Below are 274 nucleotides of genomic sequence, written 5' to 3' on the forward strand. Positions count from 1 at the left end.
GATGAAGATTGCACCCGTATTATTGCTAAGCGCCAACCGGCAGCCAGTGATTTACGTTTAGTAATTGCAATAGCAAAAACCATTGCTGATTTAGAGCGAATTGGTGATGAAGCTAAGCGAATTGCTAAAGTTGCACTAGACTCATTTACTAAGGATCAACAAGATTTACTAGTAAATATTGAAAATATGGGTCGCCAAGTATCTAAAATGCTGCATGACGTTTTAGATGCATTTGCACGTATGGATGTGCAACGTGCGTTTGAAGTGCATAAAG

At 39.1% G+C, this 274-nt stretch carries 1 protein-coding gene; it reads left to right on the forward strand.

What is annotated here, in order from left to right; all coding sequences use genetic code 11:
• A partial coding sequence (locus AAEY72_RS14840) for a PhoU domain-containing protein (RefSeq protein ID WP_352311311.1) occupies window positions 1-274 on the forward strand: 274 nt, incomplete at both ends.

Source organism: Psychrobacter sp. W2-37-MNA-CIBAN-0211 (assembly GCF_040309405.1).
In the GTDB taxonomy this organism is placed as follows: Bacteria; Pseudomonadota; Gammaproteobacteria; order Pseudomonadales; family Moraxellaceae; genus Psychrobacter; species Psychrobacter glaciei.